The 24,918-nt window shown below is 43.2% G+C and carries 20 protein-coding genes; 17 read left to right on the top strand and 3 right to left on the bottom strand.

What is annotated here, in order from left to right:
* Positions 1 to 20 precede the first annotated feature (20 nt).
* The 6 genes from sufC to queG all read left to right on the top strand — a co-directional run bounded on the left by sufC (position 21) and on the right by queG (position 5,293).
* Positions 21 to 776 carry a Fe-S cluster assembly ATPase SufC gene (sufC, locus tag W7W_RS0120690; RefSeq protein WP_010665521.1) on the top strand — a complete coding sequence of 252 codons (756 nt, stop codon included), beginning with the start codon at positions 21 to 23 and terminating at the stop codon, positions 774 to 776.
* Between the two features lie 39 nt (positions 777 to 815).
* Positions 816 to 2,207 (top strand): Fe-S cluster assembly protein SufD, encoded by a 1,392-nt coding sequence (sufD, locus tag W7W_RS0120685; RefSeq protein WP_010665520.1) that lies wholly within the window; start codon positions 816 to 818, stop codon positions 2,205 to 2,207.
* A gap of 74 nt (positions 2,208 to 2,281) precedes the next feature.
* The gene (locus W7W_RS0120680) at positions 2,282 to 3,502 is read left to right on the top strand and encodes an aminotransferase class V-fold PLP-dependent enzyme (RefSeq protein ID WP_010665519.1); all 1,221 of its coding nucleotides are present in this window, start codon (positions 2,282 to 2,284) and stop codon (positions 3,500 to 3,502) included.
* Positions 3,503 to 3,550: 48 nt separating this feature from the next.
* Positions 3,551 to 3,973 carry a SufE family protein gene (locus tag W7W_RS0120675; RefSeq protein WP_010665518.1) on the top strand — a complete coding sequence of 141 codons (423 nt, stop codon included), beginning with the start codon at positions 3,551 to 3,553 and terminating at the stop codon, positions 3,971 to 3,973.
* 49 nt (positions 3,974 to 4,022) lie between these two features.
* Entirely contained in the window at positions 4,023 to 4,340 is a 318-nt protein-coding gene (locus tag W7W_RS0120670; protein ID WP_010665517.1) for an SUF system Fe-S cluster assembly protein, read from the top strand.
* A gap of 11 nt (positions 4,341 to 4,351) precedes the next feature.
* Positions 4,352 to 5,293 (top strand): tRNA epoxyqueuosine(34) reductase QueG, encoded by a 942-nt coding sequence (gene queG, locus W7W_RS0120665; RefSeq protein WP_010665516.1) that lies wholly within the window; start codon positions 4,352 to 4,354, stop codon positions 5,291 to 5,293.
* Between the two features lie 186 nt (positions 5,294 to 5,479).
* Here the strand turns inward: queG and W7W_RS0120660 are convergent, their stop codons facing one another.
* Positions 5,480 to 5,887: a secondary thiamine-phosphate synthase enzyme YjbQ gene (locus W7W_RS0120660; protein ID WP_010665515.1), complete on the bottom strand. Its 408-nt coding sequence runs from the start codon at positions 5,885 to 5,887 to the stop codon at positions 5,480 to 5,482.
* A 417-nt stretch (positions 5,888 to 6,304) separates the two neighbouring features.
* Between W7W_RS0120660 and W7W_RS0120655 the strand changes: the two genes are divergently transcribed.
* The 6 genes from W7W_RS0120655 (at position 6,305) to glgP (ending at position 17,961) form a co-directional block, all read left to right on the top strand.
* Positions 6,305 to 7,156, top strand: a complete 852-nt coding sequence (locus W7W_RS0120655) for an alpha/beta hydrolase (protein WP_010665514.1) — start codon at positions 6,305 to 6,307, stop codon at positions 7,154 to 7,156.
* A complete protein-coding gene (locus W7W_RS0120650; protein WP_010665513.1) occupies positions 7,146 to 8,153 on the top strand; it encodes a GSCFA domain-containing protein in 1,008 nt (335 codons plus the stop codon). The genes W7W_RS0120655 and W7W_RS0120650 overlap by 11 nt, the downstream gene beginning before the upstream one ends.
* A gap of 831 nt (positions 8,154 to 8,984) precedes the next feature.
* Positions 8,985 to 10,922 (top strand): amylo-alpha-1,6-glucosidase, encoded by a 1,938-nt coding sequence (locus W7W_RS0120645; protein ID WP_010665512.1) that lies wholly within the window; start codon positions 8,985 to 8,987, stop codon positions 10,920 to 10,922.
* Complete coding sequence (locus W7W_RS0120640) at positions 10,919 to 12,217, top strand: glycosyltransferase (RefSeq protein WP_010665511.1); 1,299 nt, start codon at positions 10,919 to 10,921, stop codon at positions 12,215 to 12,217. The genes W7W_RS0120645 and W7W_RS0120640 overlap by 4 nt, the downstream gene beginning before the upstream one ends.
* Before the next feature lie 93 nt (positions 12,218 to 12,310).
* Positions 12,311 to 13,708, top strand: coding sequence for a glycoside hydrolase family 57 protein (locus W7W_RS0120635; protein WP_010665510.1), 1,398 nt, complete (start codon positions 12,311 to 12,313; stop codon positions 13,706 to 13,708).
* 20 nt (positions 13,709 to 13,728) lie between these two features.
* Positions 13,729 to 17,961: an alpha-glucan family phosphorylase gene (gene glgP / locus W7W_RS0120630; RefSeq protein WP_010665509.1), complete on the top strand. Its 4,233-nt coding sequence runs from the start codon at positions 13,729 to 13,731 to the stop codon at positions 17,959 to 17,961.
* Positions 17,962 to 18,106: 145 nt separating this feature from the next.
* On the opposite strand, the gene W7W_RS0120625 is transcribed toward glgP, so the two are convergent.
* Positions 18,107 to 20,125 carry an alpha amylase C-terminal domain-containing protein gene (locus tag W7W_RS0120625; protein WP_010665508.1) on the bottom strand — a complete coding sequence of 673 codons (2,019 nt, stop codon included), beginning with the start codon at positions 20,123 to 20,125 and terminating at the stop codon, positions 18,107 to 18,109.
* Between the two features lie 59 nt (positions 20,126 to 20,184).
* Complete coding sequence (gene kdsB, locus W7W_RS0120620; RefSeq protein ID WP_010665507.1) at positions 20,185 to 20,943, bottom strand: 3-deoxy-manno-octulosonate cytidylyltransferase; 759 nt, start codon at positions 20,941 to 20,943, stop codon at positions 20,185 to 20,187.
* Positions 20,944 to 21,116: 173 nt separating this feature from the next.
* Here kdsB and W7W_RS0120615 point away from each other — a divergent pair, with 173 nt between their 5' ends.
* The 5 genes from W7W_RS0120615 (at position 21,117) to W7W_RS0120595 (ending at position 24,867) form a co-directional block, all read left to right on the top strand.
* Positions 21,117 to 22,391: a sigma-54 interaction domain-containing protein gene (locus tag W7W_RS0120615; RefSeq protein WP_010665506.1), complete on the top strand. Its 1,275-nt coding sequence runs from the start codon at positions 21,117 to 21,119 to the stop codon at positions 22,389 to 22,391.
* A complete protein-coding gene (locus tag W7W_RS0120610; RefSeq protein ID WP_010665505.1) occupies positions 22,388 to 22,912 on the top strand; it encodes an LptE family protein in 525 nt (174 codons plus the stop codon). The genes W7W_RS0120615 and W7W_RS0120610 overlap by 4 nt, the downstream gene beginning before the upstream one ends.
* A gap of 12 nt (positions 22,913 to 22,924) precedes the next feature.
* Positions 22,925 to 23,941, top strand: coding sequence for a tetratricopeptide repeat protein (locus W7W_RS0120605; protein WP_010665504.1), 1,017 nt, complete (start codon positions 22,925 to 22,927; stop codon positions 23,939 to 23,941).
* Between the two features lie 11 nt (positions 23,942 to 23,952).
* Complete coding sequence (gene secG / locus W7W_RS0120600; protein ID WP_010665503.1) at positions 23,953 to 24,291, top strand: preprotein translocase subunit SecG; 339 nt, start codon at positions 23,953 to 23,955, stop codon at positions 24,289 to 24,291.
* A 297-nt stretch (positions 24,292 to 24,588) separates the two neighbouring features.
* Positions 24,589 to 24,867, top strand: a complete 279-nt coding sequence (locus W7W_RS0120595; RefSeq protein ID WP_010665502.1) for a co-chaperone GroES — start codon at positions 24,589 to 24,591, stop codon at positions 24,865 to 24,867.
* The last annotated feature ends 51 nt before the right edge of the window (positions 24,868 to 24,918 follow it).

Here is a 24,918-nt window from a genome sequence, read left to right as displayed (position 1 = left end):
ATCATATAAGTTCTGAAAATATGCTTTCGATAAAAAACTTACATGCTAAAATAGAAGATAAGGAAATCCTCAGGGGGATTGATCTGAAGGTAAAACCAGGAGAAGTCCATGCAATTATGGGCCCCAATGGTTCAGGGAAAAGTACTCTGGCTTCCGTGCTTGCCGGAAATGAAATGTTTGAAGTGAGTGAGGGAGAAGTGCAGTTTAACGGGAAAGACATCCTGGAAATGGCTCCGGAAGACAGAGCCAGGGAAGGCTTGTTTCTGAGTTTTCAGTACCCTGTAGAGATTCCGGGTGTGAGTATGGTAAATTTTTTACGTACTTCTATTAATGAGCTGCGTAAATACAGAGAAGAAAAACCGTTGTCTGCCAGTGAGTTTCTGAAGTTGATGCGTGAGAAGAAAAATCTGGTGGATATAGACTCTGATTTAACAAATCGTTCAGTAAACGAAGGATTCAGCGGGGGAGAGAAAAAGAAAAATGAGATTTTTCAGATGGCTATGCTTGAGCCTAAGCTTTCCATTCTGGATGAGACCGATTCAGGGCTGGATATTGATGCCTTGAGAGTGGTTGCCAACGGGGTGAACAAGTTGAAACGTCCCGATAATGCCACTGTGCTCATCACACACTATCAGCGACTTCTGGAATATATTGTCCCCGATTATGTACATGTGCTCTATCACGGTCGTATTGTGAAAACCGGCGGAAAAGAACTTGCTCATGAGTTGGAGGCCAATGGGTACGACTGGATAAAGAAGGAGTTTGGCGATAAATAAATTGCCTTTCCCGGAGTCGAACTTTTAATTTTGAATTGAATGGATAATGTAATCAAAAATATCATTGGAAAGGACATCTCTCTGGCTGAACTGTTTGACGAAAACAGGGCTGCCATTGAATCGCATTCCTCTTCGGTGCTTAACAGTTTGCGCGATGAGGCTTTTGATGCTTTTCAGGAGTTGGGAATCCCTTCCAATAAAGTTGAGAATTATAAATACACCAATCTTCAACCATTATTCAGCGGAGATTTTACCTTTTCGTTGAAGCCTGAGACACTCACAGAGAATCTGGAGGATATTTTTTCCTGCGATGTGGATACCCTTGATTCAATTACCATCTATTTGGTAAACGGCTGGTATTATACCCGAAATAATCCGGGGGTACTGCCCAAAGGGTTGGTAATTGGCAGTATGGCGCAGATGGCAAAGGAAAATCCTGATTTGATTGAAAAGTATTACGGTACCAGAGCTCCCCATTTGTCGGATGGTGCAGTGGCCTTTAATACCATGTTTGCTCAGGACGGTTTTTTTGTGCATGTCCCCAAAGGGGTTGCTGTTGAGAGACCCATTCAGATCGTGAATATTCTGATGTCGGAAGATGCTTTGATGACTACTCAGCGCAACCTTGTGGTGATGGAGGACAACAGTGAGGCGCGCATCATGGTATGCGACCATACACTGACAACCGGTAAGTTTGTGATGAATAGTGTAACAGAAGGTTATGTGGGTAAAGATGCACGGTTGGATTTGTATAATCTGCAAAACCAGCACAACGCAACCACTCAGGTAGCCGGGTTCTATTTTGAACAACATGAAAACTCACATTTAGCAACCAATAACCTTACATTGCATGCCGGTGTTGCCCGCAACAACATCGAACTGAAGCTGGCCGGATCTCATGCCGAAGGTCATGCCTATGGTTTGTATCTGCTGGATAAAAATCAGCATGTGGATAACTTCTCCTACATCGATCATGCAGTTCCGGATTGTTTTAGTGATGAGTTGTTTAAGGGGGTGTTGGATGATCACTCAACTGGTGCATTTACCGGGAAAATCATGGTTCGTCCCGATGCTCAGAAAACCAACGCTTATCAGTCCAACAATAACCTGCTTCTTACCAATGACGCAAAAATGAATACCAAGCCGCAGCTTGAGATTTATGCTGACGATGTAAAGTGTAGCCATGGTGCAACAGTGGGACAGATTGATGAGGATGCCATGTTTTATCTGCGTACCCGCGGAATCAATAAGGAAGAGGCAACCATTTTGCTGATGTATGCTTTCGCCTATGAGGTGATTGAGAAAATAAAGGTAGAGCCTTTGCGCGAGCAGATCCGTACATTGGTAGAGAAGCGCTTCCGCGGAGAGCTGGATAAATGTCACTCGTGCGTGGTTTGCGGTCAAAAGGGTACCGACGTAACCTGCCTTTAAGCATGTTTATTTGGTAATAATATTTTCCGGTACCCGTCTTTGCTGGCAGGTACCGGATTGTTTGTTTTCATACTATGGCTTTTGATATCCGAAAAATTAGAGACGATTTTCCCATTCTCCATCAGGATGTGAATGGTAAACCTTTGGTCTATCTCGATAATGCCGCAACCACTCAAAAGCCGTTGTCGGTGATTGATGCTGAAGCCGGAGTTTACAAGACGATAAACAGTAATATTCACAGAGGGGTACATCATCTGAGCAATGTGTGTACAGAAGCTTTTGAGGATGTCCGCAAAAAAACTGCTGACTTTTTGAATGCAGGTTCTTCCGATGAGGTTATTTTTACACGGGGAACCACCGAGTCAGTAAATCTGCTTTCTTCTTCTTTTGGAGAGACTTTTCTCGGGCAGGGCGATGAGATAATCCTTACCGAAATGGAACACCACAGCAATATTGTTCCCTGGCAGCTTCTTGCACAGCGGCAGGGTGTTGTTATAAAGGTGGTGCCGGTAACAGATGAGGGTGAGCTGGATATGCAGGCTTTCACCGAACTGTTGAATGAGAAAACCCGGTTGGTTGCAGTAACGCATATCAGTAATGTGCTGGGTACCATCAATCCCGTTAAGGAGATGATTGTTCTCGCTCATGCTGCCGGTGTACCTGTAATGGTTGACGGAGCCCAGGCAATTCATCATGTGCCTGTTGATGTTCAAAAGCTGGATTGTGACTTTTATGTGTTCAGTGGGCATAAGATGTATGCACCAACCGGTGTGGGAGTTCTTTATGGAAAAAGAAAGTGGCTCGAACAAATGAATCCATATCAGGGAGGGGGAGAGATGATTGATAAGGTCTCTTTTTCAGGAACCACGTTTAACGACTTGCCTTACAAGTTTGAAGCAGGAACACCGAACTATGCCGGTGTTATCGGTCTTGGTGCTGCTATTGATTATCTGAAAAATCTGGGAACGAAGGCTGTCTGGGAATATGAACACGAATTGTTTGAATATGCCGTGAAGCAAATGAGGGAAGTTCCCGGTATCCGGTTTGTGGGGCAGGCTCAAAATCATACCAGTGTAATTTCTTTTCTTTTAGGAGATTCTCATCCTTTTGATGTGGGGACTCTCCTGGATAAGCTGGGTTTTGCATTGCGTACCGGGCATCATTGTGCCCAGCCGCTGATGGATCGATTCGGAATCCCTGGAACCGTCAGAGCTTCCTTTGCTTTTTACAACACCAGAGAGGAAACAGACAGTCTTGTGGACGCATTGAAACGGGTGGCAATGATGCTTGGATAATCAGGCCTTTTCCTGTGAAGTTGCTATCTTTGCAAAAAAAATATCAGCATGACCATAAAAGAAAAACAACAGGAGGTTATTGAAGAGTTTTCAGCCTTTGACGACTGGATGGATAAATATTCCTTGCTCATTGAGCTGGGGAATGAACTCGATTCTTTTGATGAGGCAAATCGTCAGCAACAAAACCTTATTGAAGGGTGCCAGTCGAAGGTCTGGCTGCATGCGGAGATGAACAACGGAAAAATAGAAATACAGGGAGATAGTGATGCCATTATTGTAAAAGGAATTGTGGCTCTTTTGCTTCGTGTGCTTTCCGGTCATACTCCCGACGAAATACTTGAAACTGACCTCTTTTTTATTGATGAAGTAGGACTGAAAGAACATTTGTCACCTACCCGTAGCAATGGGTTGGTGGCTATGGTGAGACAAATTAAGGCTTATGCCCTGGCATTTAAAGCGAAGCAGGGGTAATTGTGAACTTCGGTCCGGATATGATTGTTAGGTGTAAAAGAAGAAAGATATGAGTACAGAATTTCTAAATACCGAAACCGATATTGTAAAGGTTCTTAAAACCATTTATGACCCCGAAATTCCGGTCAATATATATGATCTGGGACTGATTTATGAAGTGGAGGTCCGTGAAGAAGGGAAAGTGAAAGTAGTGATGACATTGACATCCCCTAATTGTCCGGTGGCCGAATCATTGCCCGAAGAGGTCTATGAAAAAGTGTTGTCGGTAGAAGGGGTTGAGGATGTGGAATTGAATCTGACTTTTGATCCCCCCTGGACGAAAGATATGCTTTCTGAAGAAGCCCTTCTGGAGTTGGGACTGCTTTAAATTTGTTTGAGATGGATCTGATTGCTGAGCAACGAGGTCAAATGATTCGTGAAAAAGCGTTGGAGCTTGGATTTGATGATGTTGCTTTTGTGGAGGCTCAGTTTTTGGGAAAAGAAGCTGAAATGTATGAGAGGTGGCTCGGGAAAGGTGCTCATGCAGGCATGGACTATATGGCCCGGAACCGGGATAAGCGGAATGATCCCCGATTGCTGGTGGAGGGAACCAAATCAGTGGTGGTAGTACTTCAAAATTACAAACCAGACAGGAATACATCTCAGGGTGACGGATTTAAGATCTCCAAATATGCCTACGGACGGGATTATCATAAAGTGGTGAAAAACAGGCTTAAGAAACTGATGTCTTTTGTTCAGACGGAGGTCGCTCTGGAAGCCGATGGACGCTTTTTTGTCGATTCAGCCCCGGTTTCCGAACGTTCGCTTGCTGCTCGTGCGGGACTTGGATGGCGCGGAAAAAACACCAATCTCATACATCCTCGTCTGGGTTCATTTGTATTTATCGGAGAGTTGTTTCTCAATATTGAATTGCCTTACGGAGCTCCCATTAAAGAGGCCTGTGGTGGCTGCACCCGTTGTTTGGATGCCTGTCCCACAGGAGCTCTAACAGGCCCTTATGAGCTGGATGCCAATAAATGTATTTCCTATCTGACCATTGAAAATAAAGGCGATATTGCAGAGGAGTTTTCAGGACAATTTGAGGGCTGGATATTCGGCTGCGATATTTGTCAGGACGTTTGTCCGTGGAACTGGAAAGCCCGACCTCATAAGGAAGAGGATTTTAATCTCAGGCCAGCTTTTCGGGAGATGACAAAAGTGGATTGGCGGGCACTTTCTGAGTCGTCATTCGACGAGTTGTCAAAAGGAAGCGCTGTTCGTCGTGCCGGTTATAAGGGGCTGATGCGGAATATACGATTTGCAGATCCAGGTAAAGCGTAAACTTTCAAATGTAAAGAATCTAAATATACCGGATTATTAAAACTTTTTTCACAGTTATTGCAATCCCCAAAATGCTATTTCATATTTTACATCCTCTTTCTGTATCGTTAAATTATTTATTGCTATGTCTCAATGTTTTGCCTCGCAGAAAGAAAAGTTGAAAGCAAAATATTTGAATTACTGTTTTTATTCAGCATCATAAATGGTCACCACAACGCTTCGTTTGCTCCGGGGACCGTCAAATTCGCACAGAAAAATGTTTTGCCAGGTTGAAAGACCTGGTTTTCCTTTAATAACAGGAATGGATTCGGATGGTCCAGGAAAACCAGCTTTCAGGTGTGAGTCGCCATTGTTGTCCTGTGCATCGTGCTGCCAAATACCATTGGGGAAGGTCTTTTTAAGCCAGTTGAGTACGTCTGTTTGGACCGAATTATCCCAGTTTTCCTGAATCATAATGCCTGCTGTGGCGCCCTGCACATAAACGTTCACGATGCCGGTTTCTATCCCTGATTCTGTAACTACACGACTTACTTCGTTGGTTATATCTAACAGTTCTTCGTGTTTTTCTGTTTTAAAAAGCAGTGTTTTTTGCATCTTTCTACATTTTATGTGGATTTTAGGAAACACATTGTTGCTAAAATAATGAACTTGTTGGCATTTTGAGGATTTTTGGGCATTAAATTTCTTTCCTCTCCATGGTGGAAAGAATGAAACGAGCATGGAGCATTGATTTTTCAAATCAGCCACAAAAGGGCATGTATAAAAGAATCGCGAGTTCCATCAGACCAATGACTTAGATTAATTTTATACTGATGAATAATCCAGGTTAGCTGGTTCCAATAGCGCAAATCAAACTTTTCAGAATTATGGCGCGGAAATTGCTGTTTTATTTTTTGTTTGGTTTTTAGAAATTAACTAAATTTAGCATTTGTGTTTTGCCCCGGCAGTGCTTGAAATGTATTCATTAATGTTATGTTTGCACCCGTTTTAATAGAAGAGTCAAAACATACGATGCAGAGCAGTGAATTTAATCTGGTAGCCAGTGACGGGACTTTCCTTATCGGTCGTTTATGGAAGCCCGCAGGGGATGCTGTGGCTGTTATCTGTATTGTTCATGGAATAGGAGAACATTCCGGAAGGTATGATCAGTGGGCTAAATTGCTTTGCCAGCAGGGATTTTTGATTTATTCCGTTGATTTGCGTGGCCATGGCAAGTCAGAGGGCAGACGCGGACATATTGATTATATAGGTAATTATCTGGATGATATCGGAAGTCTTATAAGATTGGTGAAGCACAATTGGGATGAGCTGCCGGTGTTTCTGTACGGACACAGCATGGGAGGTAACCTGGTGTTAAACTTTCTGCTTAAGAAAAGACAGGATTTTGCAGGTGCCGTTATTACTTCCCCCTGGCTTAGATTAGTCAAGCCCCCATCTCCGTTTATTCAAAAAGCTGCTTCTTTTTTTGATCATTTTTTCCCAAAAATGACTTTTTCAACGGGGATAAAATCTGACGAATTAAGCTCCATTCCTGAACAGCAGAAATCAAGTGATACGGATAAACTTATGCATCACAGGATTTCAGTACGTTTATTCAATGAACTGAATCGCTCTGCAAAAGAAATCCTGGAACACCCATCTCGATTCTCAATTCCTCTGTTTTTTGCTCATGGTACATCCGATGTGATAACTGATTTCTCTACAACCAGGCAGTTTTCTGAAAGAGTTGGAGATAATGCGGGATTTTATGGCGCAAAAAATGCCAGACATGAATTGCACTGTGAGCCCGTGGCTGATGATTTATATTTCTTTCTAACCTCCTGGATTGGAGACACTCTCAAAACGAATAGCTATGCAGAATGATTTCCGGACCGTAGTTAAAGTTGGAAAGTTTGATTTTTCCATTGATACGGATTCAGAAATGTTGTTTTTGGGTTCTTGTTTTTCCGATAATATTGGGGGGCGTTTTACCATGTCACGAATGAATGCGCTGGTGAATCCATTCGGGGTGGTTTACAACCCCTTGTCCGTGGCCTTCCTTGTGGAACGTGCCATTGAAGGGGCTATGTGCACTTCTGATGAGCTGGTTTTTCATAGTAATAAATGGCAGCATTTCGATTTTCATGGAATATTTAGCGGGAAAGAGGCTCAGTCTGTTTGTGAAAAGATAAATAGCGCTATTCAGTTGACACATTCAGTGCTGAAAAAAGCAAATGTTTTGTTTTTAACTTTTGGGACATCTTATGTTTACGAGCGCACTGATACGTCAGATGTGGTAGCCAACTGTCATAAATTTCCTTCCGATTTGTTTTCGCGTTACAGGCTTGAGCCAGAAGAGATTGTGGGAAAATATAAAGAGCTGATTGTCGCTCTTAGAATGTTTAATCCGGGTCTGAAGATTCTTTTTACAGTCAGCCCTGTGCGTCACTGGAAGGATGGAGCCAATGGAAATCAGGTCAGCAAGTCAGTGCTTTTTCTTGCAGTTGATAAACTGGTGGAATTGTTCGACGGAGTTGACTATTTCCCGGCTTATGAGATTGTTATGGATGAGTTGCGCGATTACAGGTTTTATGATTCACGAATGTTTAATCCCTCTGAGCAAGCTATTGATTATATCTGGAAGCGTCTTGCCGATGCCCTTTTTAGTCCCTCTGCGAAAAAATACATCTATTTAACTTCCAAAATTGCAAAAGCGCGGAATCACAGGCTGTCTGAGTCTTCCGGTCCCGAAACTGTATCTTTTTTAAAACAATCCTTGCAGTTGGTGAGTGATGTTACAAATCAGTTCCCCGGAACCGACCTTTCTTCAGATGCCGAATACTTCAGAAATGAGTTGCTTAAAGCAGAACAATTAGGCTGAAATTAGCCCGGCGCTTTGTTTTCTCTTCTCATACCACCGCGTTCGAGGCAGTTTCGAGAAAGACACACACCTATGGAATTGAGCCATATTTTATACGGATGAATGTGGTAATGCTTTTGAGCCGGAAGATTTTTCTATCTCAATATCTTGTTAGCAGATTGATGTGATTGCTTTGGTTTTCAGTCTGATTCACTCCGGATTTAATCAGTGTGGATATTCTTACAGTATCCGGGTTAAAAAAGTTTAAAAAACGTTTCCAAAAGTATATAAAAGATCTTATCTTTAATACATCCAAAATGCAATTCTTCCTGCCGTTGATGTTGTTTTGACAATATAAAATTTTATTTCTTCTCAGCGAAGGGGGTGCATTTTAGCGTTGAGTTTGCATTAACGCTTCCTGGAATTACAGAATATCGGTTTGGGAAACCAGGTTTTTAGTCGAAATGATCGGAAAATAGATTTTGTATTCTGATTCCTGGGGAAAGTGTGTTCATCGGAAATTTTAATCCGGGGTTTCATTTTTTGTTTTTTTAATGATTTTTCAAGCGGTGGGGTTCAGAGCATAAAATAATCGATTGATTTTTGATGGCTTTCTACCTAACTTGATGAAGGTTTTTACCCGCTTTTTTACAAGCTAACCTGACCTGATTTATTTATGAATAATCTATTACGATGCTCATCTATCGTTGAGATATAGACCTCCTCAATAAAGTTGATTTGAGAATCATTAATTATTTCATGGTTCAATTTTATCTGTGGTTGTCTGTAATTCCTGATATCGGATCATCTCACCACGACAATTTATGAACAAATCAGGCTAAAATTAAATTTATGACATATTTTCAACTGGAGAAAGATCGTCTGGTAAATCTGGAGTATTCTTTATATCGGGAAATACTCAGAACAAACCGGGCCGGATCTTATTGCAGTACTACCATTATCGGTTGCAACACCCGTAAGTATCATGGCTTACTTGTTTGCCCGCTTGAGCAGTTGGGGGGTAATCACTTTGTATTGCTCTCCTCTCTTGATGTGTCTGTGGAACAGCACGGACAGGTGTTTAATCTGGGAATTCATAAATATCAGGGCAGTCATTATGAACCCAAGGGGCATAAGTATCTAACCCTTTTTGAGATTGATGATATTCCCAAACGATATTATCGGGTGGGTGGAGTGATTTTGTCCACAGAGATGTTATTGGTGGAAAATGAGGAACAACTTCTGTATAAGGTCACTCTTGAAGATGCCCATTCCCCGACCAGAGTTCGCTTTAAACCTTTTTTGGCGTTTAGGAGTGTCAACGAACTTACCTTCCGGAATATGGATGCGAATACCCGCTATCAGGAGGTTGATCATGGAATCTCAGTAAAAATGTATGAGGGATTGCCATCCTTGTATTTGCAATCGAGCAAGCAAATTGAATTTATTCCTGTCCCCGATTGGTACCTGGGGGTGGAATACATCAAAGAGCAACAACGTGGTTATCCGTTTACGGAAGATTTGTTTGTTCCCGGTTATTTTGAGGCAGAGATCAGGAAAGGGGAAAGCATCGTGATGTCTGCAGGTACGGTTGAGTCGAAGCCAAATGGTCTGAAAGGAAAGTTCACCCGGGAGAAAAAGAAACGTATTCCCAGGGATAGTATGATTAATAATCTGTTGAATTCGGGTCAGCAGTTTTTATTCTCACGCGGTAAGGATGTTCGTCTGATGGCAGGTTATCACTGGTACAAGGAAAGACATCGGGATACCTTGCTGGCATTGCCCGGCTTGTCTTACTACCAGGAAGATAAAGAGGTTTATAAGAGTATTCTGCAATATATTTCGGGAGAGATTTCTGAAAAGTATCTGTCCAGAAATAAGAGCCTTCTCAGTCGCGATATCGATGTGCCATTATGGTTCTTCTGGACGGTTCGTCAATGCAGAACCAATTGTAGTCCGCCACAGGTTTGGGCAAAATATAAAGATATAATGAAGGCTGTGCTTGATCATTATCAGGCGCTGGATGGTGAATCTATGCGAATGGAGGGCAATGGTCTTTTATATGCACGAAAAGAAGGGGTGCCTCTGACGTGGATGGAAGCAGTGATGGATGGAAAACCTGTTACCTGGAGACCGGGCTTAACCGTTGAGCTGAATGCTTTATGGTACAATGCTCTTTCTTTTTATGCTTTTCTGGCTGAAGAGGCGAACGAACCTGAAGAGGGAGCCCCTTATGCACAGCTGGCGGAGAACGTTAAGGTCGCTTTCGTTGATGTTTTCTGGAATCCTGAGGATGAATTTTTGTACGATTATGTGGATGGGGATCATCGGGATACTGCTATTCGTCCCAATCAGCTGATTGCTGCTGCAATGCCTTATTCTCCACTCAGTGTGGAACAGCGTAAGGCCATTGTGGATGTGGTCAAGAAAGAGCTTTTAACACCACGTGGTCTTCGAACCTTGTCACCCCAGGATCCCCGGTATAAAGGAGTGTATGAGGGGGATGCCCCACAACGTGATCTGGCTCAACATCAGGGAACAGTCTATCCATGGCTTGCAGCATTTTTTGCTGAAGCATATCTCGATATTCATAAACAGGGCGGCCTTTCATTTGTGAAAAGAATGCTGGAAGGTTTTGAGGAAGAGATGGGAAATCATTGTGTGGGAACCATTTCGGAGTGTTTTAACGGAAACCCGCCCCATGTTGGCAAAGGAGCTGTTTCTATGGCCTGGAATGTTGGGGGAGTCCTAAGTATTATTAATCTAATTGAAAAATATAGTAACCTATGAGGGTATTAATGTTTGGATGGGAATTTCCCCCACATATTTCCGGAGGTTTGGGTACTGCCTGCTTCGGGCTTACCCGAGGTCTTTCCTATATTTCCGATTTGCAGGTTTTGTTTGTGGTTCCTAAAGCTTTTGGCGATGAGGAGCAACAGGGAATCAGCTTAATTGGAGCCAACCAGGTTCCTGTGAGACATCGTAAGCTGAATCTGAAACACTTTAGCCGCAAACTGGATTACATTGAAGTTGGCTCACGCATGATGCCTTATACCGACCCTGATGAATATTTCCGGATTCAGAAATCAAAGAAGGAAAAAGGGGCTTTTGAATTTGTTCAGACTGATGATGCCGGTCAGATTCCTTTTACCGGAACTTATGGTGCGAATCTTTTGCAGGAAATACATGACTATGCCCTGGTTGCTAATGTTATTGCCCAGGATTATTCTTTTGACCTGATTCATGCACATGACTGGCTTACTTACCCTGCCGGTATTGCAGCTAAAGAGGCAACCGGTAAGCCGCTGGTGATTCATGTGCATGCAACTGATTTTGACCGAAGTGGTGGAAGTGTAAATCCGGTGGTGTTTGATATTGAGAAACGGGGAATGGAAGCTGCCGATAAAATAATTGCCGTAAGTAACCTTACACGCCGCACGATTATAGAGAAATATGGCATTGATGCCGAAAAAGTGGTGACGGTTTACAATGCTGTTGAACCTCTGGAGAAGAAAGATAAACCTGCTTTTCAGAAAGGAACCAATGAAAAGGTGGTGACTTTTCTGGGGCGCATTACCATGCAAAAGGGCCCGGAGTATTTTGTGGAAGCAGCCCACAGAGTGCTTCAAAAAAACCGCAATGTGAGATTCGTGATGGCCGGGAGTGGAGATATGATGCACAACATGGTGCGTCGTGCAGCACAACTTAAGATTATGGATAAGTTTCATTTTACAGGGTTCCTGCGTGGAGAAGAGGTGTTTAGCATGCTTGCCATGAGTGATCTTTATGTGATGCCTTCGGTTTCCGAACCTTTTGGTATTTCTCCGCTCGAAGCGATGCAAAGCAATGTTCCGGTGCTTATATCACATCAATCTGGGGTGGCCGAGATCCTGACCTATGCCATAAAAACCAATTTCTGGGATGTGGATGCAATGGCGGATGCCATTTACGGTGTATTGCATTATCCTGCCCTTTCCGAGATGTTTGTGAAATACGGGAAGAAAGAGGTGGATTCTCTCAAATGGGAGAAATCAGCACTTGATGTTAAAGTGGTTTACGACACTGTGTTGAAGGGGTTTCATTAACCGGAGTTGTCATTGTTTGACTTTCCCAAAATTTTTTCTGTTGTAGTTGCAACTTCAAAATTCTTTCTGATACCAAAAGAAAATTATAGAAATATGAAGACAGTTTGTTTATACTTTCAGGTTCATCAGCCTTTCAGATTCCGGAGATATCGGTTTTTCGATATTGGGAATGACCATTATTATTTTGATGATTATACCAATGAGTCTATTTTAAATAAGATTGCCGCAAATTGTTATTTGCCGGCCAATAAGCTTTTGCTTAAACTCATAACCCAGCATAAAGGGACATTTAAAGTGGCCTTAAGCATAACAGGTGTGGCCATGGAGCAATTTAAACTTTATGCACCCGAAGTGCTTGATAGTTTCAGGGCACTTGCAGCAACCGGTCAGGTGGAGTTTCTGGCTGAAACCTATGCTCATTCCCTGGTGGCTCTTAAGGATGAGGATGCCTTCAGGCAACAGGTTGCTATGCACAGCGATATGGTCGAAGAATTTTTTGGTCAAAAACCGCTGGTATTCCGGAATACCGAACTTATTTACTCTGATCATATCGGGGATATGGTGGCGCGTATGGGGTTCAAAGCAATGCTTACAGAGGGGGCCAAACATATTCTGGGATGGAAAAGTCCCAACTTCCTTTACTGCAACGCCATTAATCCACGGCTTAAAGTTCTCCTCAAAAATTATAAGCTGAGTGACGATATTGCTTTTCGGTTTGGTGACAAAGGCTGGCACGAATGGCCGCTTACAAGTACAAAATTTGCCCGATGGCTGAACGATCTTGATAAGAAAGAAGAGGTGGTGAATCTTTTTATGGACTACGAAACCTTTGGAGAACATCAAAAGAAGGAATCAGGAATATTTGAATTTCTGGAATATCTGCCTAAAGAAATCCTTAAACATAAATCATTGAAGTTTGGGACGCCTTCCGAGGTCGCATCACGATTGCAGGTGGTTGCGCCGGTGAATGTTCCTAATCCCGTTTCATGGGCTGACGAGGAGAGGGATCTGACTGCCTGGCTTGGAAATGAGATGCAGCAGGAAGCTTTTGATAAATTGTATGCTCAGCTTCCTAAAATGAACCGATGTGCCGACTCCAAACTGTTGAAGGACTGGAATTATTTGCAGTGTAGCGACCATTTTTATTACATGTGTACAAAGTTTTTTTCCGACGGGGATGTGCATGCTTATTTTAATCCTTACGAGACTCCATACGAGGCTTTTATCAATTATATGAATGTACTCAGCGATTTTGCCATTCGCCTCAATGCGGCCGTTCCTTTTAGTTCGGAAGAGAAAGAAATCGCCAACTTGTCGGGAATACTTGAAGAGCGTGACCTGAAAATAAAGAAACTGGAAGAGGAGGTTCAAAAATTAAGAAGTAGAAAACGAACCACTGCCGCAAAGAGAACTGTAAAGAAGGAGGGGGTTGTTTCTAAAACGAAAGAGAAATCTCAGAAGGGATCTGCAAAAATGAAAAGTAAGAAATGAGTTTTGAAATTAAATTTTGAATGATGGATAGTTTTCTGAAGCCGGACTTTGTTTTTGAAACAAGTTGGGAAGTTTGTAATAAAACCGGTGGCATTCACACGGTGCTTTCATCGAAGGCGAATACTTTGGTGGAACAATTTCGGGATAATGTAATTTTTATTGGACCCGATGTCTGGCGCGGACAACACAAAAACCCTGAATTTCTACCCGATCCGGCATTGTTCCCCGGATGGCAGGATGTGCTGGGTCGTGAAGGTTTGCGGGTGAAAACAGGGCGTTGGAATATTCCGGGGCAACCTGTTGTGCTGTTGGTTGACTTCAGCCCTTTGGTGATCCGTAAGAATGAGATATTGGCCGGAATGTGGGAGAGCTTTAAGCTTGACAGCCTTTCCGGACAATGGGATTATGTGGAGCCGGTGCTTTTTGGGTACGCGGCCGGAATGGTTATTGAAAGTTTCTATAAATTTCGTATCCCTGACAGTGAGAAAGTGGTTGCTCATTTTAATGAGTGGATGACCGGTAGCGGAGCTCTTTATTTAAGGGACAATCTGCTTCAGGTTGGAACCATTTTTACCACTCATGCAACTGTAATTGGCCGGTCTCTTGCTGGTCATGGTGCCAATATCTATGAGCAACTTGATGAAATAGATGCCGATTCAAAAGCAGGAGAACTAAATGTGGTTGCGAAACATTCGATGGAAAAAACCACCGCCTGCAATGTGGATTGTTTTACTACTGTTTCGGAAATAACCGCCCGGGAATGCGCTCGCTTCCTGTCACGCGATGTGGATGTTGTCACACCCAATGGCTTTAATAATGGCATTGTTCCTGTGGGTGGTGAGTATGAGGCAAAACGTAAAAAAGCCAGGGAACGGCTCACTCAGGTGGCCGAGGCATTGCTTGGGATAAAAGTACGGGAAAATGCCTTGTTTATTGCCAATAGCGGCCGTTATGAATATCGGAATAAGGGAGCAGATGTTTTTCTGGACGTCCTGAAAAAACTCAATGAAGATAAATCAAATGACCGTGAGATTCTTGCTTTTGTATTGATTCCGGCCAATACTTATGGTCCTCGTAAAGATTTGATGACAAGGTTGTCGAAAGGAGATGGGCACACCCCTTTGCCCAATCCGTTTCTTACACATGGGCTTAATGATATTGGTTATGATCCGATTATTAATAAGATTCAGGATATTCATCTGAGTAATACAGGCCAGGAACGGGTGAAGTTGATTTTTGTGCCCAGTTACCTGAATGGTGATGATGGAATTTTTAATGTTTCCTATTATGATTTACTGGTGGGAATGGATCTCACTGTTTTTCCCTCTTATTACGAACCGTGGGGATATACACCACAGGAGAGTGTGGCCTTTGGGGTGCCAACCATTACAACAACTCTTGCAGGTTTTGGTGTTTGGGCATCAGGGCATTCCAAAGGAATTGCAGATGGCGTTGAGGTAGCTCCCCGGACCGACAGCAACTATCAGGAGGTAGTTGATCGCATTGCCGGAGTGGTGCAGGACTTTTCCTCAGAAAAAACTGAAGATGTCGATAATTACAGGGGAAAAGCGCGTGAATTGTCCAAATTGCTGGAGTGGGATTTGTTGATTAAGAATTACTATGAGGCTTTTGATTTTGCTTTGAAAGAGGTCAATAATCGTCGCGATAAGTTTAGAGCTGTTAAACGGGATGTCAGAGTTCGCTATGTGCCTGAAACCAGTCCTGTTCCGGGATGGAAAAAGCTTGTGGTGAAGTCCCGTCTTCCCGAAAGAATTAAGGTGTTGCATGAGTTAACACACAATCTGTGGTGGTCATGGAATTATTCTTTGATGGAGTTGTTTGAGGCCATCGATCCGCAAATATGGGAGGAAGTGGGGAAAAACCCGGTGCAATTATTGGATAAGGTTTCGTTTAACCGTTTGACAGAGTTGGCGTCTGATAAGGAATTTGTGGAAAAACTCGATGCCATATATGCCCGTTTCAGGGAATATATGGATAAGGATTTTACCCAAAATCCGCGTCTTGCTTATTTTAGTATGGAGTATGGGCTGAACAGTGTGCTGAAAATATACTCCGGCGGACTGGGGATCCTGGCCGGAGATTATCTGAAGGAAGCCAGTGATCGCGGAGTGAAAATGGTTGCTGTAGGTCTGTTGTATCGTTTTGGTTATTTCACACAGACTTTATCGATAAACGGTGAGCAAACCGCCGGTTACGAAGCACAGGATTTTTCTCAGTTGCCTCTTGAAGAGGTCAGAGGAGAGGACGGACATTCTCTGTTTGTCTCCATTGAACTCCCCGGTCGAAGTCTTCATGCTAAAGTATGGAAGGCTCAGATAGGCAGGGTGCCGTTGTACCTTTTGGATGCCGATGTGGATACCAATACTCCTGGCGATCGTCAGATTACCCATCAGTTGTATGGTGGCGATTGGGAGAACAGGCTTAAACAGGAAATACTGCTGGGTATGGGCGGAATTCGTTTGCTTCAGGCCCTGAATGCCCATGTGGATATTTTTCACATCAATGAGGGACATGCTGCACTTATTAATGTGGAGCGTTTGGTGGATCTGGTGGAGCAGAAATACAGCTTCGCCGAAGCAATGGAGATTGTCAGAGCTTCGTCCCTGTTTACTACACATACGCCTGTTCCTGCCGGTCATGATAAGTTTGAAGAGGATATGTTTCGTATTTATCTGCGGCATATTCCGGGGAAACTGAATGTTTCATGGGATGACTTTATGGATATGGGGCGTGAACATCATGGGGGTGATGAAAAGTTCTCGATGAGTGTGTTGGCTGCCAAAACATCTCAGGAAATGAATGGGGTGAGTGCTTTGCACGGAGATGTCTCCCGGAAGATGTTTCGAACCCTCTGGAGTGGTTATTTCCCTGATGAGTTGCATGTGGGACATGTTACCAATGGAGTGCATTATGGCACCTGGACTGTTTCAGAGTGGCAGGAATACTATAAAAAAGTTTTTGGAGATGATTTTCTTTCTGATGTTTCTAACATAGACTACTGGAAGAGAATTTATGATGTTCCGGACAGTGAGATATGGAGTATCCGCCACACCCTGAGAAAGAAACTGATGGATTTTATCAGGCAGCGGCTCGAAGGTAGCATGTCTAAGCGGCACGATTCACCCGGTCATATTGTTGAAGTGCTCGATATCCTGGATGAAGACGCGCTGACGATTGGTTTTGCCAGACGTTTTGCCACTTATAAAAGGGCTCACTTGCTTTTCCGTGATCTGGAAAGATTGTCTGAAATTGTGAATGATTTTGAACGTCCCGTTCAGTTTATATTTGCCGGAAAAGCACACCCTGCCGATGGCGGTGGACAGGCGCTTATCAAACAGATTGTGGAGATATCCAAACAACCTGAGTTTATCGGGAAGATCATCTTTTTGGAAAACTACGATATGGAACTGGCCAAAAGGCTGGTCAGTGGAGTAGATGTATGGCTCAATACTCCTACCAGACCATTGGAAGCCTCCGGAACCAGCGGTCAGAAAGCGGAACTCAACGGGGTGTTGAACTTTAGTGTGTTGGATGGTTGGTGGTACGAAGGTTTTGAAGAAGAAGCCGGATGGAGTCTTACCGAAAAGCGTTCTTTCGAAAATCAGGATTTTCAGGACGATCTGGATGCTGCCACCATTTACAGTATTCTGGAAAATGAAATTGTGCCTCTGTTTTATGATGTGGATAAAAACGATATCCCTGCCGGTTGGGTTCGGTATATCAAGAACTCCATTGCCCATATTGCTCCCCAGTTTACTACCCGTCGTATGATTGATGATTATCTTAACAGGTTTTACAATCCGATGTTTGAACGACTGGAGAGGTTATGCCTGAACGATTATGCTTTGGTTCAAGACATTGCCGGATGGAAGCGTCATGTGGCTGCCGGATGGAACGAAATTGAACTGGTGGAGGTGAATATGCCGGACATCGCTCGTCAGGAACTGGGGATTGGAGATATCTATACAGTAGATGTTAAGCTCAATCTTAAACAACTTGAAGGTGTTGATGTAGGACTTGAAATGTTGATTGTTGAATCAGCAGATGAGGAGTTTCCGCCTATTTTGCATAAAGAATCATTTAACGTGGTCAGTAAAGAAGGGGCGGTTGTTCATTATGAGATGAACTATAAATTGAATCTTCCCGGATCGTTTAAGTTTGGAATTCGGATGTTCCCGCGAAATGAGTTCCTTCCTCATCAACAGGATTTTGGACTGGTTCGCTGGTTCTGATTAACAGGGGGTGGTTCTCGGTTCTGTCGAAAACCACCCTTTTGTCTTTAGCCTGCTTTTTTTATGAATTGTTGTATTTATCAGATAGTTGGGCATCAGAATAAATTTTTTGTGAAGCGAAGTTCGACGAAGTCAATAAAACAGGCTAATAGATACTGGGAGTCGGAACTTTTTTCAAAATAAGGCCTGTTCTGTTGGGAATGTATAGCTTTAACTGATGCCCGTTGTTTGGGTTTCCGCCAACGGGTTCCGTAAAGTAAACAATATTTGGGTCTATCCGGTCAAACCCGCCGAATTCAGGATTGTCAGAATTCAGAAGAATTTTATATTTGCCCGGTGCCACCGGAATTCCGTAATCAGGGAATGATGCAGAGGGATGAAAGTTGAAGACCATCAGGAAATCTCCTCGGTTGAATACCAGTATTTTATCGTTCTCATTGGCCAGGTTGAGGTATGCAGGCAATGGATTCAGCACTTCTTCTCCAACGATCAGGTTGACCATTTCTTTGTCAAAGGTGGCCAGCCATTCGTATTTCAGTTCTTTATTGTCGGCAAGCCCCCATTGGCGCCTGGCGTATTTGTATGACCAGTTATTTCCTTCTCTGGGAAAGTCAATCCACTCCGGATGCCCGAATTCATTGCCCATGAAATTGAGGTAGCCCCCGTTTGCTGTGGTTAGTGTGATTAATCGGATGATCTTATGCAGCGAAATAGCCCGGTCAATGATGAGGTTAGGGGTTTCCTTACTCATATGGTCGTACATTTCCTTATCGGCCAGGCGGAAAATAATGGTCTTGTCACCGACCAGGGCCTGATCGTGTGATTCGGCGTATGAGATGGTGCGTTCTTCGGGGCGATGCTGCGATAGTTCATGAAAAAGAGCGTGCATATTCCAGTTCTCATCCGGTTGGTCTTTGATAAGTTTTATCCAGAAGTCCGGAACCCCCATTGACAAACGAAAGTCAAATCCAAGACCTCCTTCTTCAGGAGGTGCACCCACACCGGGAAATCCACTCATTTCCTCCGCAATGGAAATTGCATGGGGCTTCAACTGATGAATCAAATGATTGGCCAGCATCAGGTAAACCAGTGCATTTCTGTCCTGACTCCCGTCAAAATAGTCGTTGTAGTTGGTGAATGCTTTTTCCAAACCATGATGGGTATAGAGCATACTTGTGACTCCATCGAACCGAAATCCGTCAAAATGAAACTCTTCAATCCAATAGCGGCAGTTCGACAGTAAAAAGGACATCACTTCCCTTTTTCCATAATCGAAACACCGTGAATCCCAGGCCGGATGAAAACCACGTCCGCCCGGATAGAAATACTGATCAAGCGTCCCGTCAAATCTGCTTAGCCCTTCTTCTTCATTTTTTACCGCATGAGAATGCACTATGTCCATGATGATAGCCATTCCCATTTCATGGGCTTTGTTGACAAGGTTTCGAAGTTCTTCAGGAGTGCCAAAACGACTGCTTGGGGCAAAGAAATTGGAAACGTGGTATCCGAAGCTGCCATAATAGGGGTGTTCCTGAACGGCCATCAGCTGAATGACGTTATAGCCGGCTTCCTTTATGCGGGGAAGGACGTTTTTCGTAAACTCGTCGTAGGTTCCAACTTTCTCATCCTCCTGCGCCATTCCCACATGAGCTTCATAGATGAGCGGATGCTTGATTTCCGGATGAAAATCCTTGTCGGTCCAGTAAAAGGGATCTTTGGGCTGCCAGACCTGTGCGCTGAAAAGGAGTGTTTCGGGATCCTGTACAACTCTTCTGGCATAGGCAGGCAGACGAAATCCGGCTCCGAATTCCCATTCCACGAAGAGTTTGAAATAATCACCGTGTTTGAAGGTGGTGTGCGGAAGGAAAATTTCCCAGACCCCATGATCTCTGCGTTGAAGACGATAGGTATTGCTGGGTTTCCAGTTGCAAAAGTCGCCGATGAGGTATATGGCCGTTGCATTGGGTGCCCATTCGCGAAAAACCCATCCTTCACTGTAGGAGTGCAAACCAAAAAAGAGGTGATTTCCAGAAAAGGGAATAATTCCGTCGTGAGAGTCGGTTAATTCATCCAGAATGTCGTTGTATTCGGTCAGAGTGGCTTCAATGGCCCCACGATGAGGAGCCAGCCATCCGTCTTTTTCGATTAAGGGTATTTTTTTCATAATTCCGGCTTTATTCTGCAATATACTATAATTGCAGACAAAGGGTAGAATCGAATGACCTAAAAAATACCGTTCTTTTTAAGTTTTTCAATATCTTCCGGGGTGTCAACCGACCAGCTCTCGAATTCTGTTTTACGTGTGGATATTACATATCCGTTTTCGAGCCATCTTAATTGTTCCAGAGATTCTGCTTTTTCGAGGGCTCCTTGTTCCAGCATCGTAATGTCCCTTAGTACATCGGTTCGGTAGGCATACAATCCAATGTGAATGAGGTATTTGTGTCTGTTGTGCCACTCTTTTTCCGGGACATTTCGGAAGTAAGGAATTGGGGAGCGGCTGAAATAAAGTGCCTGGGCATTTTTATTTAAAACAACCTTGGGTTTGTTGGGATCAAAAAGTTCCTCGTTGTTTTTTAGTGGTTTAACAAGGGTTGCAATTTCAGTATCGGCATTGTGAAAACAGGAGGTAAGTTTTTCAATTTGTTCCGGCTGAATAAATGGTTCATCCCCCTGGATATTTACAACCACTTTAAAGCTTCTCCCGGTCTCCTGCTCGAGGTTGTTGAGTGCCTCGGTGCACCGGTCTGTTCCACTTTGGTGGTTTTCCGAGGTCATTACTACTTTCCCTCCAAAGGCTTTTACTGCATCAAAGATTCGCTGGTCGTCGGTTGCAACCACGACCTGACTCAGGACCTGTGAGGTTTGGTGATAAACCCGTTGAATCATAGATGTTCCTCCGATGTCGGCCAGGGGCTTTCCCGGGAATCTTGTGGATGCATATCTGGCGGGAATAATTCCTAAAATATCGTCTTTATTCATTTCGTGTCAGTTTTATGTGTTTTACCGGACAATAAGAAAATATTTGACAGGCCGGAATTCAGGTAAAATTACTATTTTGTTTGGAGAATTTCTATTTTCGGGAGTTTCCAAATTGAAAAACAGTTGAAGAATTGTAACTTTGTCAGTTGGTACTGAAAAAATAGCAGTTAAATATGGTCAATATACAGCAAATCAAGCAAAGGTTTGGAATTATAGGTAATTCAGAAGCCCTTAACAGAGCCATTGATGTTGCCGTTCAGGTGGCACCAACTGATTTGTCGGTGCTAATTACCGGGGAGAGTGGTACGGGAAAGGAGTCTTTTCCTCAAATCATTCATCAGCACAGCATTCGTAAGCATGGAGCTTATGTGGCCGTAAACTGTGGTGCTATTCCGGAGGGAACCATTGACTCAGAGCTCTTTGGCCATGAAAAGGGTGCTTTTACGGGGGCTTATTCCGATCGGAAGGGATATTTTGAGGAGGCCAATGATGGAACTATCTTCCTGGATGAAATAGGGGAGTTGCCCCTGGCTACACAGGTGCGGTTGTTGCGTGTCCTTGAAACAGGTGAGTTTATGAGGGTTGGTTCTTCCCGGATTCTGAAAACCAATGTGCGTGTGGTGGCTGCGACCAATGTAAACCTGGAAAAAGCCATTCAGGAAGGTGAATTCAGGGAAGACTTGTTCTACAGGCTCAACTCGGTGCCCATAATAATTCCCCCTTTGCGTGACAGAGTTGAGGATATTTATTTGTTGTTTCGCAAGTTTGCTTCCGATTTTGCTGACCGTTACCGGATGCCTGCTGTGAAACTGGATGAAGGTGCGCGGGAGATGCTTGAGCGCTATCGCTGGCCCGGAAACATCAGACAATTGAAAAATATTACCGAGCAGATTTCCATTATTGAGAAGGAGCGGGTATTGACAGCTCTGAATATGGAAAAGTATCTTCCTTACCATTCTGGAGGCAATTTGCCTGCTGTTGTGGGGAAAAAAGAAAACTCGCAGGGTGCTGACTTTTCCAATGAAAGAGAGATCCTGTATAAAGTGCTTTTTGATATGAAGCGCGATATGAATGATCTGAAAAAGCTGGTACTTGAGATTATGCAACACGGGAATGATGTGAGTCTGAAAGGGGAGAATGCCGAAATTATTCAGAATCTTTATCAGGAATCGGGAGAAGATTTGCAACGGGCAGCTCCGTTGGTAAATCAGGGAGCCATGGTGCCTTACAATAAGACTGCTTCTGCACCACCGGTTAATGAGGAACATCATATTGAAGACACCGAAGAGTTTGTGGAAGAATCACTTTCTTTGGAGGAAAAAGAGGTGGAGCTGATTGAAAAAGCCCTGGAAAAGCATGGGGGAAGGAGAAAAAACGCCGCTAAAGAACTGGGAATTTCAGAACGAACGCTTTACAGAAAAATTAAGGAACATAATATTGACGGATGATGATTTGGAGAAAAATAAATATGATGTTGGCAGCTTTTTCTTTGCTGCTTTTGCCGGTTTTGCAGGGCTGTGCTATTCAGGTAACATTTGACGGGGCTTCCATCCCGGAAAATGTGAATACTGCTTCGGTGCAATTGTTCGAAAATCGTGCTGCTTATGTAAATCCGGTTCTCAGTCAGACTTTTACTGAAGGATTGAAAGATCGCATCATCAACGGATCAAGACTTACGTTGGCGGATGGAACGGGAGATGTGGATTTTTCCGGAGAAATAACCGGATACGATACAGAACCATTGGCCATTCAAGCGGATGCCGTTTCTACTGAAACCCGACTGACTGTCAGGATTAATGTCAGGTATGAAAATTTTAAAGACCCGGAGAAAAGTTGGGAGTCTTCGTTTTCGGCCTATCGTGACTTCCCCAGTGAGCAAAATATTACTGCCATTGAGGGAGAACTGGTAGCAGAAATAGTGGAAGAATTGACTGAAAATATTTTTAATAAAGCTTTCGCCGACTGGTAAAAATTTTGCTCTATGAGCCGCATGCGTTTAATTGAATTTCTTTCTCATCCTGAAAAACTGGACGAAAAATCCCTTGAGACATTACGGGAAGCCCTGGACGCATATCCGTTTTTTCAGGCCGGACGTATGCTATGGGTTAAAAATCTTTACCAGCTCGATCATATTCGGTACAATAATGAATTAAAGCTTTCGGCGGCATTTATTCCAGATCGTTCAAAATTATTCTTCCTTATCAATGATGCTTTTTCTTCACTCTCAGCGCCTGAGTCCGGGGATGAAGAAAATGAGAAAAAGGATGCTCCTGCAGTTTTTCCTGTTGTTAGTGAAGATAATCCGGAGAAGGATCAGGCGTTATCCGACAATTATGAAGAGACTGATGATTCAGGGAAAAACCTGGATCAGGTGGTGGGTGCCGAAGCGAATTATTTTGATGTGGATGATTCCTTCACTACTCTTTCGGGAAATCTTGTTGATTTCTCCCTGTCAAGACATGAGGATAATGAAAACGTAACCGAACCGCAGGAAGAACCACAGGCAGAACCGCTGCCGGCCTCGAAGAGTGATTTTCTTGATTATGAGAAAGAGGTTGTCTCTTCTGCTTACTCTCTGGAAACGGAGATTGCACCGGATAAACCTGATTTTTCTGCTCCGCATTCGTTTTCCGAATGGTTGGAATTAATGAAGTATCAGTCTTCTGTCTCGTCTCAGGTCGATGAAGAGGATAAACAGGCAGAGAAAAAGAAGCCGGACAAAATGGATTTGATAGATAACTTTCTGAATAGCGGGGGAAGTCAAAAACGCATCGTCCCTAAGGAGTCAGGAGAAAGTTCCAATGAGGACTTTTCAGCCCGGAGTGGTGTAGAGAGTGATGATCTGATGACCGAAACATTAGCCAATATTCATATCAAACAAAAAAGATATCAGAAAGCAGTGGAGATATTCGAACGTTTGCGCTTGAAATATCCCGAAAAAAGTGTTTACTTTGCACGTCGTATAAAAGAGATGGAAGATCTTATTAATAATCAGTAATTAAGAAAGATATGTATCAGTTTGTTTCAGTTTTGGTAATTCTGGTGAGTATAATGTTGGTATTGATTGTACTTGTTCAGAATTCCAAAGGTGGTGGTCTGGCCTCCAATTTTTCGGCCTCTAATCAGGTAATGGGAGTGCGTAAAACGGCCGACTTCCTTGAAAAGGCTACATGGTCCTTGGCCAGTGGTCTGCTGGTTCTCGCTTTTGTTTCAGTTATGGTATTGCCACGCGGAGAGATGCAATCGGGAGCTGCAATTGATGAAGAAATTCAAAATATGAATGTTCCTTCTCAGGAATTGCCGGATTTTGGTGTAGGTGGTGAAGATGCTGCCGGCGATAGCTTGTAAGAAGTTGTTCAAAGAAAAAATGACAGAGTGTCAGCAGGTGCTGACACTCTTTTTTTTGCATTTTTTTGAAAGTTTTTGCCTGGAATACTGTTAAACGGTTGATTGCCATGGCGTGCTTTGTCCGGTCTTGTTCTTGTTTATGGTTAATTGGGATGACAGGAATTACTTCTGGTTTTTGAATAGCGTGCAAAAATGTCTGGTTTTTATATGTGAATACGCCTTTACGCCATTTGGCATAATTTGTGAATAAATAGGCTTCGGAATAATTAATTTGTTTAACGTCTAAATAAAATAGAAATGTCAACATTGAAAGGTAGAATTCTTGCCGGTAAGGTTTTGGTGAAACCACAGGCAGCCGAAGAAAAAACTTCAAGCGGAATTATCATTCCCGATTCAGCAAAAGAAAAGCCATTGAAAGGCGAAGTAGTGCTGACCGGGGCCGATAAAAAAGACGAGACTATGGAAGTTAAGCCCGGTGATGTGGTTTTGTATGGTAAGTATGCCGGAACAGAACTGAATATCGATGGTGAGGATTATTTGCTCATCTCACAATCCGACATTCTTTACATTGCTTAATTATCGATTTGAATATTTCGGAAGGATAACCGATTTTTCAGAAAAATTAAA

It is taken from the genome of Marinilabilia salmonicolor JCM 21150 (assembly GCF_000259075.1).
GTDB lineage: Bacteria > Bacteroidota > Bacteroidia > Bacteroidales > Marinilabiliaceae > Marinilabilia > Marinilabilia salmonicolor.
The sequence above is the reverse complement of the archived record's forward strand: the minus strand, read 5'-3'. Positions and strand labels throughout refer to the sequence as shown.

What these genes read in the sequence shown, in the direction of transcription:
- W7W_RS0120635 (WP_010665510.1), top strand. Translation starts at nt 12,311, where the DNA reads ATGAAGACAGTTTGTTTATACTTTCAGGTTCATCAGCCTTTCAGATTC.
- W7W_RS0120675 (WP_010665518.1), top strand. Translation starts at nt 3,551, where the DNA reads ATGACCATAAAAGAAAAACAACAGGAGGTTATTGAAGAGTTTTCAGCC.
- W7W_RS0120640 (WP_010665511.1), top strand. Translation starts at nt 10,919, where the DNA reads ATGAGGGTATTAATGTTTGGATGGGAATTTCCCCCACATATTTCCGGA.
- W7W_RS0120595 (WP_010665502.1), top strand. Translation starts at nt 24,589, where the DNA reads ATGTCAACATTGAAAGGTAGAATTCTTGCCGGTAAGGTTTTGGTGAAA.
- kdsB (WP_010665507.1), bottom strand. Translation starts at nt 20,943, where the DNA reads ATGAATAAAGACGATATTTTAGGAATTATTCCCGCCAGATATGCATCC.
- W7W_RS0120660 (WP_010665515.1), bottom strand. Translation starts at nt 5,887, where the DNA reads ATGCAAAAAACACTGCTTTTTAAAACAGAAAAACACGAAGAACTGTTA.
- W7W_RS0120645 (WP_010665512.1), top strand. Translation starts at nt 8,985, where the DNA reads ATGACATATTTTCAACTGGAGAAAGATCGTCTGGTAAATCTGGAGTAT.
- W7W_RS0120610 (WP_010665505.1), top strand. Translation starts at nt 22,388, where the DNA reads ATGATGATTTGGAGAAAAATAAATATGATGTTGGCAGCTTTTTCTTTG.
- queG (WP_010665516.1), top strand. Translation starts at nt 4,352, where the DNA reads ATGGATCTGATTGCTGAGCAACGAGGTCAAATGATTCGTGAAAAAGCG.
- W7W_RS0120605 (WP_010665504.1), top strand. Translation starts at nt 22,925, where the DNA reads ATGAGCCGCATGCGTTTAATTGAATTTCTTTCTCATCCTGAAAAACTG.
- W7W_RS0120625 (WP_010665508.1), bottom strand. Translation starts at nt 20,125, where the DNA reads ATGAAAAAAATACCCTTAATCGAAAAAGACGGATGGCTGGCTCCTCAT.
- W7W_RS0120650 (WP_010665513.1), top strand. Translation starts at nt 7,146, where the DNA reads ATGCAGAATGATTTCCGGACCGTAGTTAAAGTTGGAAAGTTTGATTTT.
- glgP (WP_010665509.1), top strand. Translation starts at nt 13,729, where the DNA reads ATGATGGATAGTTTTCTGAAGCCGGACTTTGTTTTTGAAACAAGTTGG.
- W7W_RS0120680 (WP_010665519.1), top strand. Translation starts at nt 2,282, where the DNA reads ATGGCTTTTGATATCCGAAAAATTAGAGACGATTTTCCCATTCTCCAT.
- sufD (WP_010665520.1), top strand. Translation starts at nt 816, where the DNA reads ATGGATAATGTAATCAAAAATATCATTGGAAAGGACATCTCTCTGGCT.
- W7W_RS0120655 (WP_010665514.1), top strand. Translation starts at nt 6,305, where the DNA reads ATGCAGAGCAGTGAATTTAATCTGGTAGCCAGTGACGGGACTTTCCTT.
- sufC (WP_010665521.1), top strand. Translation starts at nt 21, where the DNA reads ATGCTTTCGATAAAAAACTTACATGCTAAAATAGAAGATAAGGAAATC.
- secG (WP_010665503.1), top strand. Translation starts at nt 23,953, where the DNA reads ATGTATCAGTTTGTTTCAGTTTTGGTAATTCTGGTGAGTATAATGTTG.
- W7W_RS0120670 (WP_010665517.1), top strand. Translation starts at nt 4,023, where the DNA reads ATGAGTACAGAATTTCTAAATACCGAAACCGATATTGTAAAGGTTCTT.
- W7W_RS0120615 (WP_010665506.1), top strand. Translation starts at nt 21,117, where the DNA reads ATGGTCAATATACAGCAAATCAAGCAAAGGTTTGGAATTATAGGTAAT.